Annotated in this window: 19 protein-coding genes; 15 read left to right on the top strand and 4 right to left on the bottom strand. The window is 63.8% G+C overall.

Annotation, left to right across the window (positions count from 1 at the left end; genetic code table 11):
- Positions 1 to 3: 3 nt before the first annotated feature.
- The 3 genes from E3O42_RS10290 to E3O42_RS10300 are packed head-to-tail and all read right to left on the bottom strand — an operon-like array spanning position 4 to position 1,688.
- The gene (locus tag E3O42_RS10290; RefSeq protein ID WP_134453858.1) at positions 4 to 732 is read right to left on the bottom strand and encodes a DUF8175 domain-containg protein; all 729 of its coding nucleotides are present in this window, start codon (positions 730 to 732) and stop codon (positions 4 to 6) included.
- Between the two features lie 48 nt (positions 733 to 780).
- Positions 781 to 1,071: a hypothetical protein gene (locus E3O42_RS10295; protein WP_134453859.1), complete on the bottom strand. Its 291-nt coding sequence runs from the start codon at positions 1,069 to 1,071 to the stop codon at positions 781 to 783.
- 17 nt (positions 1,072 to 1,088) lie between these two features.
- A complete protein-coding gene (locus E3O42_RS10300; protein WP_134453860.1) occupies positions 1,089 to 1,688 on the bottom strand; it encodes a DUF6668 family protein in 600 nt (199 codons plus the stop codon).
- A 179-nt stretch (positions 1,689 to 1,867) separates the two neighbouring features.
- Between E3O42_RS10300 and E3O42_RS10305 the strand changes: the two genes are divergently transcribed.
- The 9 genes from E3O42_RS10305 (at position 1,868) to E3O42_RS10345 (ending at position 10,879) form a co-directional block, all read left to right on the top strand.
- Positions 1,868 to 2,110 (top strand): helix-turn-helix domain-containing protein, encoded by a 243-nt coding sequence (locus E3O42_RS10305; RefSeq protein WP_134453861.1) that lies wholly within the window; start codon positions 1,868 to 1,870, stop codon positions 2,108 to 2,110.
- A gap of 21 nt (positions 2,111 to 2,131) precedes the next feature.
- Positions 2,132 to 3,481 carry a MinD/ParA family ATP-binding protein gene (locus tag E3O42_RS10310; RefSeq protein ID WP_134453862.1) on the top strand — a complete coding sequence of 450 codons (1,350 nt, stop codon included), beginning with the start codon at positions 2,132 to 2,134 and terminating at the stop codon, positions 3,479 to 3,481.
- On the top strand, positions 3,478 to 3,972 hold the full coding sequence (locus tag E3O42_RS10315; RefSeq protein WP_134453863.1) for a hypothetical protein: 495 nt from the start codon (positions 3,478 to 3,480) through the stop codon (positions 3,970 to 3,972). The genes E3O42_RS10310 and E3O42_RS10315 overlap by 4 nt, the downstream gene beginning before the upstream one ends.
- Positions 3,973 to 4,188: 216 nt before the next feature.
- Positions 4,189 to 5,109 carry a M23 family metallopeptidase gene (locus E3O42_RS10320; protein ID WP_166787959.1) on the top strand — a complete coding sequence of 307 codons (921 nt, stop codon included), beginning with the start codon at positions 4,189 to 4,191 and terminating at the stop codon, positions 5,107 to 5,109.
- 91 nt (positions 5,110 to 5,200) lie between these two features.
- Complete coding sequence (locus tag E3O42_RS10325) at positions 5,201 to 5,428, top strand: hypothetical protein (protein WP_133163808.1); 228 nt, start codon at positions 5,201 to 5,203, stop codon at positions 5,426 to 5,428.
- A 276-nt stretch (positions 5,429 to 5,704) separates the two neighbouring features.
- The gene (locus tag E3O42_RS10330; protein ID WP_241984763.1) at positions 5,705 to 7,558 is read left to right on the top strand and encodes a hypothetical protein; all 1,854 of its coding nucleotides are present in this window, start codon (positions 5,705 to 5,707) and stop codon (positions 7,556 to 7,558) included.
- 52 nt (positions 7,559 to 7,610) lie between these two features.
- Positions 7,611 to 8,078, top strand: coding sequence for a GNAT family N-acetyltransferase (locus E3O42_RS10335; protein ID WP_134453866.1), 468 nt, complete (start codon positions 7,611 to 7,613; stop codon positions 8,076 to 8,078).
- A gap of 494 nt (positions 8,079 to 8,572) precedes the next feature.
- Positions 8,573 to 9,979, top strand: coding sequence for a ParB/RepB/Spo0J family partition protein (locus E3O42_RS10340; protein WP_134453867.1), 1,407 nt, complete (start codon positions 8,573 to 8,575; stop codon positions 9,977 to 9,979).
- 504 nt (positions 9,980 to 10,483) lie between these two features.
- Positions 10,484 to 10,879, top strand: coding sequence for a hypothetical protein (locus E3O42_RS10345; RefSeq protein WP_134453868.1), 396 nt, complete (start codon positions 10,484 to 10,486; stop codon positions 10,877 to 10,879).
- Between the two features lie 44 nt (positions 10,880 to 10,923).
- Here the strand turns inward: E3O42_RS10345 and E3O42_RS10350 are convergent, their stop codons facing one another.
- Positions 10,924 to 11,490 (bottom strand): DUF4232 domain-containing protein, encoded by a 567-nt coding sequence (locus E3O42_RS10350; RefSeq protein WP_134453869.1) that lies wholly within the window; start codon positions 11,488 to 11,490, stop codon positions 10,924 to 10,926.
- Between the two features lie 699 nt (positions 11,491 to 12,189).
- On the opposite strand from E3O42_RS10350, the gene E3O42_RS10355 reads away from it, so the two are divergent.
- The 6 genes from E3O42_RS10355 (at position 12,190) to E3O42_RS10380 (ending at position 16,158) form a co-directional block, all read left to right on the top strand.
- Complete coding sequence (locus E3O42_RS10355; protein ID WP_134453870.1) at positions 12,190 to 13,125, top strand: DUF3560 domain-containing protein; 936 nt, start codon at positions 12,190 to 12,192, stop codon at positions 13,123 to 13,125.
- Between the two features lie 138 nt (positions 13,126 to 13,263).
- The gene (locus E3O42_RS10360) at positions 13,264 to 13,701 is read left to right on the top strand and encodes a hypothetical protein (protein ID WP_134453871.1); all 438 of its coding nucleotides are present in this window, start codon (positions 13,264 to 13,266) and stop codon (positions 13,699 to 13,701) included.
- A 362-nt stretch (positions 13,702 to 14,063) separates the two neighbouring features.
- The gene (locus E3O42_RS10365; protein ID WP_134453872.1) at positions 14,064 to 14,483 is read left to right on the top strand and encodes a DUF3846 domain-containing protein; all 420 of its coding nucleotides are present in this window, start codon (positions 14,064 to 14,066) and stop codon (positions 14,481 to 14,483) included.
- Between the two features lie 18 nt (positions 14,484 to 14,501).
- Entirely contained in the window at positions 14,502 to 14,705 is a 204-nt protein-coding gene (locus E3O42_RS10370) for a hypothetical protein (protein ID WP_134453873.1), read from the top strand.
- 350 nt (positions 14,706 to 15,055) lie between these two features.
- On the top strand, positions 15,056 to 15,838 hold the full coding sequence (locus tag E3O42_RS10375) for a ParA family protein (RefSeq protein WP_241984764.1): 783 nt from the start codon (positions 15,056 to 15,058) through the stop codon (positions 15,836 to 15,838).
- Positions 15,835 to 16,158 (top strand): hypothetical protein, encoded by a 324-nt coding sequence (locus E3O42_RS10380; protein ID WP_134453874.1) that lies wholly within the window; start codon positions 15,835 to 15,837, stop codon positions 16,156 to 16,158. Before E3O42_RS10375 ends, E3O42_RS10380 begins: the two co-directional genes overlap by 4 nt.
- Positions 16,159 to 16,224 lie beyond the last annotated feature (66 nt).

Raw genomic sequence — 16,224 nt, forward strand, 5'->3', positions numbered from 1 at the left:
TTTTTACGCGCCCGACCAAGGCGTGTAGCCGCCAAGTCCTTCAAGGGCGGCGGGAGCAATAGGCATGCTGCCGTCATCGGCTACAACGATCTTCCAGTCCCCCTCTGACCACACGAGTTTGAGTGGCAGGCTCACCATTTGGCCATCGTTGTAGTTCAGTGCCAGGTCAACGGTTGCGGCCTTCTCGTCGAAGGCGTTAATAGCGAATCCGGCGATCTGAGCGCGATAGCTGGACGCACCGCTATCAGCGCCCTCAGCCATCGACGTCAGTGCGTCACGGCCCGGACCAGGAGCCACGAGCGCGCTCATCTTGTCGTACATTGTGGCATCGGTTCCGAGGGCAACGAAGTTAGCAGCGGCGAAGAGCGCACCCTCTGCAGTGTGTGCGTAGCAGCTTCGGAAGCCAGAAGAGTCGGTGACGCCCGGACCGGAACCTTCCGGGTCTGTGGGGGCCGCGACCGTTCCGACAAGGGCCCACGTGCTATCGGGTGCGTCGCTAAGCGACGCGGCGGCTTCAAACCCCTCCAACCCGCACGCGCTTGGGTCGCCGTCCACGGGAACTGCCGTCGTCGACGGGAGGGGGGAGGCTGTCGGTGCCGTCTCGTCCTGACCTCCGATGAGGTTGCTGACGAGAACGATCACCGCCAGGAGCGCGATGATGGCGACGACCACCATAGAAAGGACAAATCGTCGGCTACGAAATGGGTTCTGCTGTTCTGACTGGTCGGACATAAGTCCCCCCTCTTATTACTTCTGCTGGTGGAGTGCTGCTGGGCGGTGTCAGCTAACGAAGAAGCCAACCAGTGAGGCGGCGGCAGAGATGACGATCACACCGGCCATTGCCGTTCCGAGCGATCCGAGGGCCGCTCCACCCTCACCGCGGCGGCTTTCGATGGCGAGCTTTGCGCCGATGATCATGACGCCGATGATGGCCACGCCCAGGGCGATCCACTTAACCCAGCCCATGACCTCCTGGAACTTCTCGGCTCCGGGGGGCGTGCCGTTTCCCGGCACCGGCAGGGTTCCGGCGACGAAGTTCAGTGCATCGACAGAGGTAATAAGTACAGACATATGTGTGTCCTTTCGGTTTAGGCGGTTGGTGCGATCAGGGCGGTGACCGAAGCGGCCAACGCACGGACTTCTTTGGGAGATGAATCAAGGTCGAACGGCTCTCCGAGCCGCCACTCCTCAACCCACGGGACTTGCCAAACTTGCGGGACCCCGCCCGAGACGACCTGTGCCAGGTCGCGGAGGGGCTTGGGAAGCTTGCCGCGTGAGTCAGCAACGATGACGAGGCCCAGCAGACGGACCATCGGGAGCGAGCCAGACGCCCACTCCGTTGCCGCACGCTGCGCAGCAGCCAGCCCGTTCGCGTTGGACCGGGCGACCAGGAGCACGTTAGACAGTGATCCGTCGTTGGCCGTGGGCCAGGCATGCCCGGCCGAGCGCGATCCGGCGACCGTCGCGGCGAGCGTGCTTTCGCCCGCGCCGCCGTGAACGCCCAGCCACCAGAGGGTCGCGGGGCGGTTCACATCTCGACGGGGCAGCCGGTCGGCCATCTCGGGAGTTCGGACACCGGGCTGCGGTGTCTGGGGTCGTGGAAGTTCACGGGACTCTTCAACTACCGGGATGAGAGCGTCTTCGGGCTCGATTGTTTCCGCAAGCCAGGGGTGCTGGGTATCCGACACGGGTTCTCCTTCGCTATCGCGGGTTCAAGTATGACGACTTCCTGTGACGTTCCCACGCGATAATTAGTCTCACGTACCCGGCACCCCTCTTTGAACGGAAGCGAACCCTATGACCCCTATAGTAGCTCGTGAATATCTATACAGTTCTATACGTATTGTTAGAGATCTAGACTGCCGATATGAATCAGCATGGAGCTTTTGACGTGACCGCACTTGACGACATGTTTGCGGACCTGCCAAAGACGCTCTCCCCAGAACAAGCGGCCGAATTGTTCGGCGTGACCGTCATCACGATCCGAAACCTCATCACCAAAAACAGCGACGACCCCTTGCCGGCCATCAAGATCGGCAAGGTTTGGGTGATCCTCCGCGATGACTTCAAAGCATGGCTGCTCCGCCGTAGCAACAACATCACCGACTAACCCAAAAGCGAGAGGCCGACTATGGCTCAGCACGATTCAGCTCAACCCACCATCTACGCGACTGTGCGGGCCGATTTGACGGGCGTCCTCGACGTCGACGGTGTGAAGCACAATGTCACCGGGACGGACGATGCGGATGTGCGCACCCAGATCTTCTCTCAGGTGACGGGCCGCGCCCGCATGGCTGGACGTCCCGTGCTGTTGGTCACCGATGACGCTCTCGGCCAGGGTCGGCTGAATGTTCACCCTGACGGCAAGGTGGAGGCCGTGGGCGAATTCGTCTACAACGAAAAGAACGACACCACGCCCTCGCGGATCGTTACGGCGCCGCCCGCCGCCTCGAGCAAAGTAAAGGATGCACCGGCAGCCGCACCCTCCGCGATGATCAGCCCGCCGCCGGCCACGACCAGAGCAGCGATCAAGGACGCAGCAGAGCCCATCGTCACTAGTGAGCGCCGCGCTGCCCGCGCCTCCTTCCTCGTTCAGGAAACCCCGCAGGAGCCCGCGTCGAGGGGCTGGCGCGGAATGCTCAGCCGGGCCGGAATCCAGGTCGCCCCATCCGCCGAGGAGATGGCCGAACGTGCCGACGTGCACGCGGTCAGCCAGCACTGGGCAGGCCCGCGAACTATCTCCATCGTCAACGGCAAAGGCGGGGCCAACAAGACGCCCTCGACCGCGATCCTCGCGGCCGTGTTCGCCCGCTATGGCGGATCCGGGGTGCTCGCATGGGATAACAACGAGACGCGCGGCACGCTCGGCTGGCGGACGGAACAAGGCGGCCACGATGCCACGGTGCAGGACTTGCTGCCCCAGACCAACCGCCTACTCTCGCCCGGCGCGCAGTCGTCGGATCTGGCGCACTACGTGCACCACCAGACCGGCGACAAGTACGACGTGCTTCGCTCCAACCCCATCGTCTTGTCAGCCGAACAGAAGATCACCCGCGCAGAGTTCGATTCACTCCACCAGGTCGCCAGCAAATACTTCCGTCTCGTGTTCGTTGACTCCGGCAACGACGAGAGCGCCGAACGCTGGCAGCAGATGATCGAGCGGACCAACCAGCTCGTCATCGCCACCACAGCCCTCGACGAGTCCGCCGAGGCCGGCGCGCTCCTGCTCGAAGCACTCGCGCAGCGCGACGAGCGTTCCGCGCAGCTTGCAGCCAACGCCGTCGTCATCGTCTCTCAGTCCGAAAAAACGGCCAGCGGCGCCCAGGCGATCGCGAACGGCTTCGCCGTTCTCTCCCGCCGCGCTGTCACCATCCCGTATGACGACGCGCTGCACGGCGGAAAGCTCCGCTATGACGCTCTGGCTCCCGCCACGAAGCGTGCTTGGCTCGCAGCTGCAGCAGCCGTTGCAGAGGGCCTGTGAGGGCTGCAACGGCCATTCTGGCCGTCACGGTAACTGTCGCAGGACTCTCAGCGTGCTCGCCTCAGGCCGAGGTCACACCGGCAGCCACCTCGAGCACGGTTCCAACAGAGTCGGTACCGGAAGACGGCCTCAGTGACGGCCTCGATGTGACCACGGCCGCGCCCCCTGACGAGACGAACACCGCGGCGGCGGTGACCGTCGCAGAGAATCTGATGACCGCGTTCGCGCGCCCAGACGTCGACGAAACCACGTGGATCAATGGCCTGTATCCACACCTCACCCAGACTGCAGGCACGGCGTATGCCGGGACCAACCCCGCCAAGGTGCCCGTGAACGAAGTCACGGGACCTGGATCCGTCGTCGAGGGCGCTACTGAATACGCGCTGCTCGTGATCGTCCCGACGAACATCGGGGAATACATCGTTTCCCTCACCCGCCAGGCCCCGACTGACCCGTGGCTGGCCGACCGAGTAACACCACCAGCGAGGTAGACAACCGTGGGGGAGAAAAAAGGCTCAGGGGCAGCAATCGTCTTGCTGCTAGTGCCCGTCCTAGTGATCGGTGGGCTTTTCGGGATCTTCCTACTCCTAATGGGAGCGGGCGGCGGCAAGGGCACGGCGGCGTGCGGAGGCGGTGGCACCGCCTCAACCGTCGACGTTTCCAAGGTCCCTCAGGGGCCGATAGCCGGGTACAACTACGACCAGCTCGTGGTCGCTGCTGGCGTAATGAACGCGGCCCAAAAGCTCGGCCTCGACGCGCGAGCCCAGCAAATCGGCGTCATGACGGCCATGGGCGAATCAAGCCTGCAATCGCTCACCTACGGCGATAATGCGATCAACCCAGACGGCTCAATCGCTGATTCAATCGGTCCCTTTCAGCAGCAGAGCAGCTGGGGAACCACCGAAGAACGACTGGACCCATTCACCTCCGCGACCAAGTTCTACGAGCGACTTCCGGGCGTAAAAAACTGGCAGTCGATGGAGCCGACCCTCGTCGCTCACGCTGTCCAGGTCAACGCCGATCCCTACTTCTATACGAAGTATTGGGCCGGGGCCGGACAGATCACCGCAGCGCTCAGCGGCGGCACTACGCCATCCGACGCCACAACAGACGCCGTACCCGCGTCGGCCGCGGCGGGTTGCGCTGACGGCCCCATCGGCTTCCCGCTGACCAAGCCGTACGACATGAGCGACAACTTCGGCCCCCGGCCAGGTCGCGTGGAAGGTGCCAGCACCTACCACCCCGCCGACGACCTGGTTGGCGCGTGCGGAACCCCTGTCTACGCAATCGCCCCTGGCACCGTAACGGTCTCGAACCGGCTCACCCTCTCGGTCAAGAGCCCGGAGGGCTACACCGTGTCCTACCTCCACAGTCACGTCACCGATCGAACCGTTGCAGAAGGCGATCCGGTCACCACGGGCCAGCAAATCACCGCCATCGGGAACGAAGCGCCTAGCACCGGCTGCCACCTCGATATCCGGGTTAACACCCTTGGAACCACCAACGCTGACGTTGCAACATTGGCAAATGACCCGCTCGCCCCGAACTGGGTAGACCCCGAAAAGTTCTACGCACTCTTCGGTCAGACCCTGTGCGACGACACCTGTGCAAGAAACTACGACGAATGAGCACCAAAAGCAGCGCCATGACCGGACTTAGATCCCGACACACCGCACCGAATATGGACACGCTTATACATGCAGCATTAACCTTCTCGGTATGACCCATCCACGCCTTCCGCGTAACACGCGCACGAAGTCCGTGCGGCTCGGCTACGCGATCGAGGAAGCCGACAAGCTCGAACTAGAGCGAATCGCGGCCAAAGGCGGCGTTTCAGCTGCTGTCTTTGTCGAGCTAATGGTCCGGAACCTCCCGCTTACAGCCGAGGGTCTGCCCGAGTGGATGCCAACCACGAGCAACGAGGAGTTGCCTATCAACCCCGATTAACGCATAAGGCCCGTCGTGAAAACGACGGGCCTTGAAGCATTGGCGCTCAAACCCTCTTCTGCTTGCCGGCTACGAGGTTCGAGCTATTTCCAGTAAAGATCCGGTTGAACCGGGCCTTTGAAGTACCACCAACCGGAGGAAGGTGATGACCTGATAGTACCTGATAGCGCTGTTTTCGACCGCAAAAACACGCAAAATACTTTCAGCGTGTCCTCTAAAGGGTGGACGGCCTGGGATTTGACGCGACGAATCAGCCCCCGCGACCAGGTGCGCGTGATGAAACGGGACGCCTACGGCCGTCTCGACGAGAACGCCTATCCCAGCGTGCACCGCGTCGGGCCGCACTCCCCCACGACGCCGTGGGCGATGAACCTGGCTGACGAGAGCGGATTCTTCCGCGTCCTCTGCTTCGACTTTGACGGCAAGATCAAGGGTGAGGTCGACGTCGACCTCATGGAACAGGCGCACGACGAGTGCGACGCTCTCTCACGCGTCCTCGACACCCTGTCGATCGCTCATGTTGTCTGCCAGTCCTCCGGCACCGGTGGCCGGCACATCTGGATCACCCTCGGCGACGGCGCGGCTGCTGAGCGCATGGCCGCCCTTTCGGGCGCCGCGCACGCCAATTTCGGCACCCTCGATCACGGCATGCTCAACAACCCGCGTACCGGCGCCGCGCGTCCGCCTCTGTCGCCGCACCGCGACGGCAGCAGCTCCACTGTGCTCTGGGGCGACCTCGACGCCCTCATTGACCCCACAACGACGCTTGACGACCTCGCAGCCCTCACGGCAGCCCTCGAGAAGCGCAAACCGGCGCTGCGCGCCGCCGACAGCGCCCCGGCCGGTCCAGTGAACGACCACCACCGGGCACACCGCCACCTCAGCCGTGCGGGCACCGCCCACATGGCCACCATCGGCGGCGGCAGCAACCCCAGCTGGACCGGGTTTGCGTGCCTGCTCTCCGCAGCCAACGCCGGATGGACCTTGAGCGACGTCGAACACGCCGCCAAGAACGCCCCGGGCATGGAGCACTACCGCACCAAGAACAACGGCCGAGGCAGCCGCCACACCCGCACCACGAGCGAAGCCCGCGCCCGACTGGAACGCCAATGGGCCAAGGCCCTGCAGTTCGCGGCCGTACAACGCCCGCTGCCGGCCTCCCGTGAACCCGCCGACCTCACGGAGCTGAACGCCCTCGTCACCGACGTAGACGTGCTCCTGAGCCGCCTGACAGCTTCCCCTGGCCGTTGGGGTCGCACCGAGAAGGCAATCTCGCAGCGCACGATCCTGCTCTCCCTCGCTTACCTGACTCTGCAGACCGGCAAACGCGTCGTAGCGGCCTCCACCCGCGACCTCGCACTCATGGGAGGGCTCGGCCGCACCACGGCCGCAGACGCGCTCACAGCACTCGCTCGGGACGGATTCATCGACCGAGTGACGCCCAGCGACGACAGCAACGCCGCCGAATGGCGCCTACTCCGCGAGTTTTCCACAACCCCCGGAACAGTCCGGCCACAACCACTCAATAACCCCCGCCCCCCTTCCGAACTCTTTAACCTCAGAGCCTCGTTGGTAACCGCGCTCGAGAACCAACTCACCGACCAGCGACACGACCTGTTCACCCGCGCCGGGCTCGGACATCTCGCCGGGAAGATTTACGCACTCCTACGCCAGATCCCCGCACTCACCGTCGAAACAACCGCTCGCCTACTAGGTGTCTCGACCAGGCACACCACCACCATCCTCAGCCGGCTACGTCGTCACAAGCTCATCGTCAAACACCCCGATGGCTGGGCCAGGTCCAAGAGGGATCTTCGGGACCATGCAGCTGTCACCGAGGGAGTAGCCGGCACGCTGGCTGATCGAGCCGAACGGTATCGAGCCGAACGCGAAGTGTGGGCATGGTGGCACGCCGAAATCGACCGGATGACCACAGCGCCGAGAGCCCGCACGCGCCGACTCCACGTCACTAGCCGCACTCTCGAATTCACCGACAGCCGACCAGGTGAACGCAGCTGGCCGCTCTACCCCCGTGACAGCGAAGGCCGAGGCGATCACCGAATGGCCCGCTATTGGGCCGTCAACGGAATGCTGGCTCCTGGCTCGCTCTGGTGGTCGAGCGCGGCCTAATGCGTGTTGCTAAATGGGTAAGAGAGGGCGGGGACGCTGTCAGACTGGCCGCATGCCGATCACCCTCGTCCCGATTAACGCACAACGGTTCCCCTCGTGGCAGGAACGGTGCCACGCCGAGTACGAAGCAGACCTGATCACTGCTGGTGAGACGCCACACGCTGCAGATCGGCATGCCGCCGATTCTCTAAAGCGGGCATTCCCCGCAGGTGCCCCCACCGCGGATAACGCTGTGTTTGACCTCGTTCACGACACGGATGGCACCGTCGGGTACCTCTGGATCGGTCGCGACAGCTCGGGCGATGACACTTCGTGGTGGGTCTGGGACGTCGTAGTCGAGCCCGAATACCGAGGCAAGAGCTACGGGCGAGCGGCGATGCGGCTCGCTGAAGACCACGCCCGAGCGGCAGGAGCGCGCACGCTGGGCCTTAGCGTGTTCGGTCACAACGAGGCCGCGCGGGGACTGTACGAGTCAGCCGGATATGAAACCACTACCGTCAAGATGCGGAAGCAGCTCTGACCCCCGCTCAGTCCTCGTTTTCTGAGGCGGCGGTGGCTACTGAAGGGACGCTGCAAGGCAGGGCGCGGCGTTGTAGTTCCGAGCGATCTTGTCGGAGCGCATCGCAATGCCGCGCCAGTGCCAGATCACTGTCTCCACCACGAGCCGACGATCTACGGACCGAGCAGAGCCCGGGTCTCGTCCGACAGCACATTACGCGACACATCCCCAGCGTCAGCGACGAGTGCTGGTCAACCATTTAGCAACACGCCCTAGTCGGCCGGCACCCCACGGTGGGCCCTTCGGGCCTGGGAACCGCTGCGCGGTCGCCTTCTTGCATTTTTTATCTGTCTGGCCGTTTCACCGTAGTTCGCTCCGCGCCTGCGTTCCGGGCTTTCGCGGCATATCCTCGCTGCGCTTGCGGTATTCCACGTCCCTGCTCTTCGGCACTCCCGCTCTCAATCGATTTCTCTTGCCAGACAGGCAAAAAAATCAGTTGATGGAGAGAGAACCCAATGACTACCAGCACCGTAAATGTCGGAACTATCGAGCACGTTGACCCGAACCTGATCGTTGTAGAAGCGAACGTGCGCACCGAAGCTCAGTTGGGCCGCGAGTTCGTGGCCAGCATCAAGGCAAACGGCGTCCTGACGCCGATCCTCGCCCGCCGCGACGACCAGGGCAACATCATCGTGCGAGCCGGTCAGCGCCGCACCCTGGCCGCTCGTGAGGCCGGTTTGGCTACGATCCCCGCCTACGTAGTAGCCGCCGATGAGACTACTGTCGAGCGGATTGTGCAGCAGATGGCCGAGAACGATCACCGCGAGGCCGTCACCGACGCCGACCGGGTGGCCGCGTTCCAGCAGTTGGCTTTCGAGGGACTGACCCCCGCGGTGATCGCCAAGCGACTGGGCAGCAAGCCCGCCACAGTCAAGGCCGGAATCGCCGTGGCAGAGAACGCCGTCGCGGCATCCGCCATCGTCAGCCACTCCCTCACTCTCGACCAGGCTGCCGCGCTGATCGAGTTCGAGGGCGACGACGAAACCGTGTCCGTGCTCATCGACATTGCCACCACCAGCCCCGAGCAGTTCGCCCACGCAGCGCAGCGCGCACGCGACGACAAGCGCGTGGCCACGATGAAGGCAGACGCGGCCGCCGACCTGATCGCGCGCGGCTTTACGGTTCTGGACCGTGACCGGGGATCCTACGAAAACGACTACACGAGCATCAGCTACCTGACCACCGCAGACGGTGAGTCAGTCACCGCCGAGCACATCGCGGCGAGTGAGGGTCGGGCCGCGTACGTGTACGCGTACAGCAGCAATGACACCGCCACCGTGCGCTACTACCTGAAAGACCCGAATGCTGCCGGGTTCCGTAAGTCCAGCGGCAGCGGGGCCACCAGCGGCCCGATGACCGACGAGCAGAAGGCCGAACGTAAGACCCTGATTGCCAACAACAAGGCGTGGGCCAGCGCTGAGGTCGTGCGCCGCGAATGGTTGGCCGAGTTCCTGAGCCGCAAGACGCTCCCGAAGGATGCCACCCAGGCCATCACCGTGGGCCTGACCGTGCACCACAGCATGGTCGGCAAAGCCATCCAGAACGGCAACGTGCTCGCGCACACGCTGCTCGGATTGAAGCGGGCCGACTACTGGTCGCGTGACAAGCTCTCCGCGCTGGTGGAGCACTCCCCCACCAAGGCGCAGCACGTCGCCCTCGCAATCATCCTGGCCGGTATCGAGGACAGCACCAGCAAGGAAACCTGGCGCCACCCGAACACCTACAGCGCTCGCTACTTGCTGCAGCTGGCCGCATGGGGCTACGGCCTCAGCGACGTTGAGCAAATCGTGATCAACGCTGTTGCCGAGAAGACCGCGACCAAGGCAGCCGTAGCCGTAGCCGCTAAGGGCACTCAGGAGTAGCTTCAGCCCCGACCCGGCGCGACAGTCCCCCTACTGCCGCGCCGGGTTCCGCCGTCCCCGGCTCCGGCACGGAGGCCGGAACCTGCACCCAGGCACACGCCCCTGACGGGTCGTGACCGAACAGCGGCGCGGCCGCTGTACCCGTCCCCGATGTTGTGCCGCTGCGCGGCCGGGGAGAACAGAGCGACATCACCTGAAAGGGTGACGAGAGATCACCCTTTCAGGGTGACGAAAGATCACCCTTTCAGGGTGATGCCCGCCGATGCCGTCGAAAGTAACTCGGAGCGGCTGCGCACAACCCCACGTACAGTCCGGCCACAATCACTACATAACCCCCGCCCCGCCCCCCGCCCCCCCCTTTGCCGTCGATCTGGCGCTGGAGCTCGTCGCTGCCGGCAACCTCAATCCCGAGAGCCGCTGGCAATACTTGGGAGATGCCGCCTAGTGGGCCAGTCCGTGCGGCGGAGATGCCCACGCGACGGCGAAGTTGGGTAGCGTGCTGAGATGACTGAATCGGCGCTTCCCACTGCGGGTCTCGGCCAGGATGCGGCAGTACCGGCGCCGATAACGAGGAGAGAATTCGTTAGACGCATTGTGCTGGTTGATGTGGTCGCAGTTTTTGTCGCGTTGCTGCCTCTTCTGTTTTTGGGGATAGGTATTCAATCGTTGGGAGCGCAGAACGGGTGGTGGGCGGGGGATCCCAACTCGAACGATGGCGAGGAGTTCTTTGCCACCGTCCTGGGCGGATTTGGTCTGTTCAGCGTGACTGTCCTGGCGGCGATCCCAGTGTCCGTGCTTGCTGGGCGCCACGGCTTTCCCGTGTGGCGTTCGGTCATGGTGAGCACGCTTGGAATCCTGGGGTCATGCCTGATTCTGGGCGTTACCGCCAGCATCTTCTAGGCGGCCCTCCCTAACGCCGGCAGTGGCCAGGTGACACATCTGTTTTAGGAGTGTGGCCTGCGCGGGGTGTCGGCGAGGTTGTAGATGAGCCAGCCTGATGTCGCGGCGTCGCAGATGGTGAGGTCGGTGACATCAATCAGGATCTCCGCGCTGGATTGTGGGAGTCCGATCCGTAATGATTCAGCCCCAAGCAGCGGACAGTCTGGGTAGAGATTCTGGCCGGCCACTCTGACCAAGAGGTAAGCGGCGTCCTGGGGTGTGACGGTGATGCTGTGGGCGGGAATGGTGTCGCGTTTCGTAGCCGGGTTGTCGATGACTTGCCCTGCGGCGTCGAGAAGGGCGACCTCGGGGAATCCTGAGACGGTGCAGCTGGTCGCCCCGGTGTTGGTGAGCTTGACGTAGAACAGGGCCGTGTTATGGGGGTGGTCCGAATTAAAGGATTCCCGGGTGGCCGTGAACTCGCAGGTGCCAGAGTCAGCGTTCTTGTCCGCTGCCGGCGTTCGAGCGTTTCCTTCAGCCGGGCTCAGTGAACACCCCGTTAGCGCGCCCAGCATGAGCAGCACTGTCGCGGCCACCAGTGCCTTGGCGGACCTACGAGATCGAGTGTTCATTTGTTGTTCCCCCCGGCACCGATGCTACTCGGCTGCACCGCACGTCTGATCGGCCAGAAAAGATCGACTAATCGGAATGTCAGCGTCGCTGCAGCTGAGCAAATGTCCGGGCATGTCGCGCACGACGGCGGGCCAGGCGACCCGAACCCCGGAACGCACGTCTTGAGCCGGCGATGACTAGGCACACGTCCTGAATGGGTCGTGACGGAACAGCGGCGCGGCCGCTGTACCCATCCCCCATTTTGAGCCGCTGAGCGGCCGATGGATATCAGAGTGATATCACTTGCAAAACCGTGACGGCGATGCCGTCATGAGCAAATTGGAGCCGCTGCGCGGCACTGTCCAATGGGTCTTTTTGTCCTTTCTGGCGTTTCACCGTAGCTCCCTCCCGTGCCTCGTCACCCACATTCTCGGACGCACCCTGCGGGCTTATTTCGCCCGAGAATCCGTGCACTGCGGCACTCCCGGTCGCTATCGATTTCTCTTGCCAGATAGGGCAAAAAAACAGTTGTTCACGAGGAAGAGAACCCATGGCCGAGTCAGATCACCCGTACGAGAACACCTACCCCCGGGAGCGCTCCGCCAGCGGGTGCGCCTGCCGTGGTTGCCGGTCCGAAGGTGCCGCAGATTCTCAGCCGGGCGCAACCTGCACCGCCACCCGCTACGCCGACAGCTTCGCCTAGATCGAGGGAAAAACTCATGCTCACCATCACCCACACCCACGAAGCCGGAACCATGATCGACGGAACCAGCCGAGGCGACGGAACCGCCGAAGTCCTCAAGTCCACCGGATGGCGCTGGGGCCGCAGCATCAGCGCATGGTTCGTCCCCCAGTCCCGCGACTGCCTGCCCAAGCTGCACACCATCACCCGCACCAAGTCGGCACTTGAAGCCGCCGGGTTCGAGGTCACAACCGAAATCGACAGCACCCACCGCACGACCGCCGACGTCGAGGCCGGAAAGATCGAGCGTCAGGCCGACCGGGTAGATGCCCTGGCCGCGAAGGCAGAGCGCAAAACCGGCGCGGAAGATGCCGCCTGGAACAATGCGCGCGCAGCGCTGGACCGGCTGCCCGAGGGAGGCGAGCCGATCAAGGTTGGCCACCATTCGGAAGGTCGACACCGCAACGCGATCGCCAAAGCAGATAACGCCATTCGCAAATCAGTCGAAGCCAGCGCAGAGGCCACCATCGCCCAGGCCCACGCCGACGCGGCCACCCACACCACCGACGCCCGTTACAACCCGGTCACCGTGGCCAACCGCATCGAGGCGTTGGGCGCTGAGCTCCGCAGGCTCGAACGCCGCATAATCGCGCAGTGCTACGACGACACACGCGGTTACATCGAGGCCACCGCCGAGCAGATCCAGGCCCGGACTACCCGCCTCGCCCCGCACATCGACGAGAAGCGCGACCAGATCGCCTATTGGGAAGCCGTGCGCGCCGCCCAGGTCGTCAGCGGCACGGCCACCGGCTACGACCGCTCCACCGTCAAGAAGGGCGACCGGGTGAAGATCCGCGGCCAGTGGCGCGAAGTCGTGCGCGCCAACCTCAAAACAGTCAGCGTCAGCACCGGCTACACCTGGACCGACACCGCCCCATACGCCGAGATTCAGCAGCTCGTGCGGCCGGAGTAGTCCCGCCCAAACGGCCGGCCCACCCAGGGCCGGCCGTGAGGGGAAACCCCTTCACACTCCCCCACCAGCTGCAGCCGGCCCCGCCCGGCACCCACCCTCGAGAACGGTCCCGACACAGGGACCACAGGAGATCCGGCCATGATCATCACCTACCAACGCCCCGGCACGCTCGAGGCGCACCAGCTCGACCAGGACGCCCCCGCCGCCGACCTCAGCCCCACCGGGGCCACGTGCGGAACAACGACCGTCGGGGTCCTCGGGATCCAGTGGAGCTGCAGCAGAGCACCCCACCCCGGCCAGGACGAACACCGCGCCACCATCACTCCCCCAGGCGACGGGTCGGGCGGCGCCGTTGCCATCGCGTGGACGTACCAATACGCCACCGACGCGCAGCACGGCGACGTCGACCAGGCGGCCCCCACCCAGAGCATCACCGTCACCCTGTCGTTTCCCGACCGAGCTGCACGCGGCATCAACGCGGCCGCGCTGATCCGCAGCATGGTCGACGCCGGACTAGGCCACTTCTGGGAAGGCGACCAAGACGACGTAACCGCCAGCTCAACCGCCACCACCTGAACGCCGGGCCGACCCTCACGAGGTCGGCCGTGAGGGGGACGGCGCCCCCTCACACTCCCCCAGGTGAATCCGGCACGGAGGCCGGATCCACGCGGACCCGGCTACGCCGGCCTGACCCTGACAGAACTTTTCTTCCCTTGGTGGCCGGTCATCGTAGTTCGCTTGCGTGCCTTCGTCACCCACAATCTGGCACGCGGTCGCAAGCTCCCTTATTTCGCACCAGATTGCGTGCACTACGGCACTCCGCTCTCAATCGATTTCTCTTGCCACCAAGGGCAGAAAAACGGTGGACGACTACACAATCACTGCCCACGAGAGCCCGGGACCCCGCGTATCTCACCATCCTTGGAGAGGGAAACACCATGACCACCACCATCCGCAGCGTCAAGATCAACCCGACCGAAACCATCACCACACTCGACCTGGACAGCGCAAACAGCGGCAACGACATAGCCGCAGCCATCGACTGCCGGATGTTCGCCGTCGTCGACCTGGCCGACAGCATCGACCTATTCGTAGACGACGAAGGGCTCATCAACGGGTCGACCCTGAACCTGCCCGCAACCGTGCTGACCCACCTGCTCGGCAACCCGACCGTGATCTTTGGAACCGCTATCGCAGTCGGCACCAACCCCGAGGGCCAAACCGTCGGGCTGAGCGATAGCCAGTTCGCGCGGGTCCAGAAGGCTTTCGCCCAGAAGCCCGACCCGGGAACTGTCGACACTCTCATTGAGAGCCTGTCGCCTTTCCCCACCATCGTCAGCATGCTCCGCAACATCTAGCAAACGGGAGGAAGAGCAATGGCCACCCTGAGCATCGAAACAATCCAGACGCGAGTCACCAAAAGCGATGACGACACCTGGAGCCGTACCCTTCAGCTCGCCAAGCGTGGCGAGGATCTGTACGCCCACGCACAGGCCAGTTACACGCTGGCACACACGGCAACGATCGACAGCGCCGAATATGTGACTTTCGTCGACACCCTCACTCGCGTAAGCGACTAACGATCCGGAGGGGCGGCCAGGGCCGCCCCTCCCCCAGCCGGAAAGCAACACCATGACCGAACAAGTCTCCGCATGCGCCGATCACCAGAGCTGCACCGCATGGACGAATTTGACCGCGCCCTGACAATCGCCAAGAGCTGCCCCCAGTGCCTTGTCGAGGCCGCCTAACCAGGACCAGCCACCGGCTGGCCCTCGCGGACCAGCCTGTGAGGGGCGACCCCCTCACACTCCCCCGTAGTCGCGATACCGAGGTAATGCTCGTTTTTCGAGGTCGAATAATTAATGCATGAATGACAGAAAGACAGAATGCAGGAATGTTGGAATGATTGACAGAAGGAATGCAAGCAGGAATGATTGAAAGCATGCAAACACTAATGGTCTACAGCGAATCGGGCGGCGTCTCGAAAACGACTACCGCCGTGTCGATCGCGATGACTGCCGCCGGGCAAGGCCGGCGGACGGTCCTGGTTGATCTTGACCCCCGTGCAGCAGCGACCAAATGGCTCGACGTCGCACCCTCCGGTGAAGGCCTCCACGTCGGCGCGATTCTCGGAGACGACGACCCGCAAGGATGGGGCGAAGACTTGGCAGTGCAGTCCAACTGGTCAAATAATCTTCGCGTGATTCCCTCCGCTCGCAACGTCTCCAACCGTGAGGCTGATCGAGCAGACCACGCCGAATTGAGACTACGAACGGCACTTGTCGGTATCTCTGCTGACCTGGTAGTTATCGACTGCCCCAACAGGCAGGGCGGCCCGCTCATCCTGTCAGCGTTGAATGCTGCCGACTCGATTGTCTATGCCGCCACGGCCTCCAGTGACGGCGTGGACGGCGTTGCAGGCGCACGGCGCACTGTCGAACAGTTCCGCCTCAGCAGAGAGCGCATCGGTGCACCCGTCACGCTCTCAGAGGCCGGGATCGTCTGTGGCAGGGTCCAAGAGACAATCCCCTCCCGGCCAGCCGTTGCCAGCACAGACGAGCTGCGCGCCACCGGAATGCTTCTCATGCCCCTAGTGCCCGAAAGGGCAATCATTCAAGAAGTTCGCCTCACGGGGGAGTGGTACGGCAACTACAGGAAGGGCGCGCCCGTCTTGAGCGCGTACACAAAGATTGTGAACCAGGTGATTCGATGAGCGACCAGCAGCAGGACCGACCAGACCTCAGCCGCCGCCGCAAGCCGCAGGCGGCACCCGACGAACGCGTAGACCCGGTGGACTACCGCCAGAGAGCGCCGACCCCTCAGGCCGCCCCTGTGGTCTCTCAGGCTCCCGTGGCTACGGCCGGCGCCGCACCGCGGCGCGGCCGCCCACGCCGCGAGGCCACGGTGCCGTTCAGTACCAGGCTGGCCCCCGATGTTCTCGAACTCATCGACGCAGCTTCGGCCGCGGAGGACGGTGCAACGATCCGTAGCGTTGTCGAGGCCGCCATACGCGAGAAGTACCAAACAAAATAGCCATTCAAGACGGTCACCGGCACGGAGGCCGGCCACGAGGGGAGCCGCTGCGCGGCACTGTAGAGC

The sequence above is a fragment of the Cryobacterium adonitolivorans genome, from assembly GCF_004402695.1.
GTDB classification, from domain to species: domain Bacteria; phylum Actinomycetota; class Actinomycetes; order Actinomycetales; family Microbacteriaceae; genus Cryobacterium; species Cryobacterium adonitolivorans.

What these genes read in the sequence shown, in the direction of transcription:
- E3O42_RS10290 (WP_134453858.1), bottom strand. Translation starts at nt 732, where the DNA reads ATGTCCGACCAGTCAGAACAGCAGAACCCATTTCGTAGCCGACGATTT.
- E3O42_RS10295 (WP_134453859.1), bottom strand. Translation starts at nt 1,071, where the DNA reads ATGTCTGTACTTATTACCTCTGTCGATGCACTGAACTTCGTCGCCGGA.
- E3O42_RS10305 (WP_134453861.1), top strand. Translation starts at nt 1,868, where the DNA reads ATGAATCAGCATGGAGCTTTTGACGTGACCGCACTTGACGACATGTTT.
- E3O42_RS10310 (WP_134453862.1), top strand. Translation starts at nt 2,132, where the DNA reads ATGGCTCAGCACGATTCAGCTCAACCCACCATCTACGCGACTGTGCGG.
- E3O42_RS10325 (WP_133163808.1), top strand. Translation starts at nt 5,201, where the DNA reads ATGACCCATCCACGCCTTCCGCGTAACACGCGCACGAAGTCCGTGCGG.
- E3O42_RS10330 (WP_241984763.1), top strand. Translation starts at nt 5,705, where the DNA reads ATGAAACGGGACGCCTACGGCCGTCTCGACGAGAACGCCTATCCCAGC.
- E3O42_RS10335 (WP_134453866.1), top strand. Translation starts at nt 7,611, where the DNA reads ATGCCGATCACCCTCGTCCCGATTAACGCACAACGGTTCCCCTCGTGG.
- E3O42_RS10340 (WP_134453867.1), top strand. Translation starts at nt 8,573, where the DNA reads ATGACTACCAGCACCGTAAATGTCGGAACTATCGAGCACGTTGACCCG.
- E3O42_RS10345 (WP_134453868.1), top strand. Translation starts at nt 10,484, where the DNA reads ATGACTGAATCGGCGCTTCCCACTGCGGGTCTCGGCCAGGATGCGGCA.
- E3O42_RS10350 (WP_134453869.1), bottom strand. Translation starts at nt 11,490, where the DNA reads ATGAACACTCGATCTCGTAGGTCCGCCAAGGCACTGGTGGCCGCGACA.
- E3O42_RS10355 (WP_134453870.1), top strand. Translation starts at nt 12,190, where the DNA reads ATGCTCACCATCACCCACACCCACGAAGCCGGAACCATGATCGACGGA.
- E3O42_RS10360 (WP_134453871.1), top strand. Translation starts at nt 13,264, where the DNA reads ATGATCATCACCTACCAACGCCCCGGCACGCTCGAGGCGCACCAGCTC.
- E3O42_RS10365 (WP_134453872.1), top strand. Translation starts at nt 14,064, where the DNA reads ATGACCACCACCATCCGCAGCGTCAAGATCAACCCGACCGAAACCATC.
- E3O42_RS10370 (WP_134453873.1), top strand. Translation starts at nt 14,502, where the DNA reads ATGGCCACCCTGAGCATCGAAACAATCCAGACGCGAGTCACCAAAAGC.
- E3O42_RS10375 (WP_241984764.1), top strand. Translation starts at nt 15,056, where the DNA reads ATGATTGAAAGCATGCAAACACTAATGGTCTACAGCGAATCGGGCGGC.
- E3O42_RS10380 (WP_134453874.1), top strand. Translation starts at nt 15,835, where the DNA reads ATGAGCGACCAGCAGCAGGACCGACCAGACCTCAGCCGCCGCCGCAAG.